Raw genomic sequence first — 1,536 nt, forward strand, 5'->3', positions numbered from 1 at the left:
CGTCGTACAAAAAGACTAACTCATGTAGCCGCTGAGCTGGCTGCCCACACGGGTTAATCTTTAGTGCGGAACCATGATTTTTTATATCTGAAGAGGTTGATGAACAACTTTCAAGAAGCCGCCTATAAAGAAAATGATGTGCTTGCGCGATATTCTGCAGTTTATTGAAATTAAGTTACAGACGTTCGATGAATTGGTGAAAGAAGGAGAGCAGACTGTTTCTTTTCTGAGGGAGCGTCGAACAGCCCTAATCTCCGCCGCCGTCACCGGTAAAATAGATGTCCGGAACTGGCAACGACCGAAACAACAAAAACACCCCGAGGCCACCCATGAGCAAACCACCTGAATTGCCGGAGCAGCCAGACACCTTGTTCAGCGAAATCAAAGGCCTGATCCAGTCCGCCCGCCAGCGGGCCGCAGTGGCGGTGAATGCCGAGCTAACCCGGCTCTACTGGCAGGTGGGGGATCGCATCAATACCGAGGTGCTTAAAGGTGAGCGGGCGGACTATGGCAAGCAGGTGGTGGTTAATCTGTCGAAGCAGCTCACGGCCGCCATGGGCAAAGGCTGGAGCCCCCAGCAACTGCGCCATTGCACACGGCTGGCGGAGGTATGCACGGCGGATGAGATTGTCTCTACAGTGTGGAGACAATTGAGCTGGTCCCATATCAAGCAGTTGATTTACATTAATGACCCGCTGAAACGGGAGTTTTACCTGACCATGGCGGCTCAGGAACGGTGGTCTGTTCGTACCTTCAGCGAACGCCTGGATTCCATGCTGTATGAACGGACGGCACTTTCCCGCAAGCCGGAGGCGACCATCGCCAGTGATCTGAAAAAGCTGCGGGAGCAAGGGCTGGCAAATCAGGACCTGGTATTGAAAGACCCGTATATTCTGAACTTTCTTGAATTGAACGACACCTACCTGGAAAAAGACCTGGAGGATGCCATTCTGCGGGAGATGGAGCAGTTTCTGCTGGAACTGGGGATGGGTTTCACCTTTGTGGCCCGTCAGTACCGGGTTCAGATTGATGAGGACGACTTTTACATTGACCTGCTGTTTTACAACCGCAAGCTGCAACGGCTGGTGGCTATCGAGCTGAAGACCGGGAAGTTCAAGGCAGAGTATAAGGGGCAGATGGAGCTCTACCTGCGCTGGCTGGATAAGCACGACCGACAGCCCGGGGAAGCGTCACCCATTGGCATTATTCTCTGTGCGGGTAAAAAGCAGGAGCAGATCGAACTGCTGGAGCTGGATAAAAGCGGCATCCATGTGGCGGATTACCTGACCAACCTGCCGCCCAAAGCGGTGCTGGAAGAACGCTTCCAGCAGGCTATCCACAATGCCCGCCAGCGTATTGAGAACAAAAGTGAGTAGTGTATGAGCAGGGACGCCACCGTTGAGGCCGTTTTCCAGAATGAAATCATTGCCCAGTTGCAGGCCAATGGCTGGCTGTTGGGCTCATAACAGTGTTGAGTAATCATCTATGATTATCTTGGTTAATCTGCTTTTTTATTGCCTTATTCAACGGTTGCTA

At 52.3% G+C, this 1,536-nt stretch carries 2 protein-coding genes; both read left to right on the forward strand.

The genetic code is table 11. The features are described 5' to 3' along the window. Window positions 1–142 precede the first annotated feature (142 nt). Window positions 143–346: a hypothetical protein gene (locus KDK15_RS02770; protein ID WP_257293841.1), complete on the forward strand. Its 204-nt coding sequence runs from the start codon at window positions 143–145 to the stop codon at window positions 344–346. Further along, a complete protein-coding gene (locus KDK15_RS02775; protein WP_257293842.1) occupies window positions 330–1,376 on the forward strand; it encodes a PDDEXK nuclease domain-containing protein in 1,047 nt (348 codons plus the stop codon). Before KDK15_RS02770 ends, KDK15_RS02775 begins: the two co-directional genes overlap by 17 nt. Window positions 1,377–1,536 lie beyond the last annotated feature (160 nt).

The organism is Endozoicomonas sp. YOMI1 (genome assembly GCF_024606345.1).
Lineage (GTDB): Bacteria > Pseudomonadota > Gammaproteobacteria > Pseudomonadales > Endozoicomonadaceae > Endozoicomonas.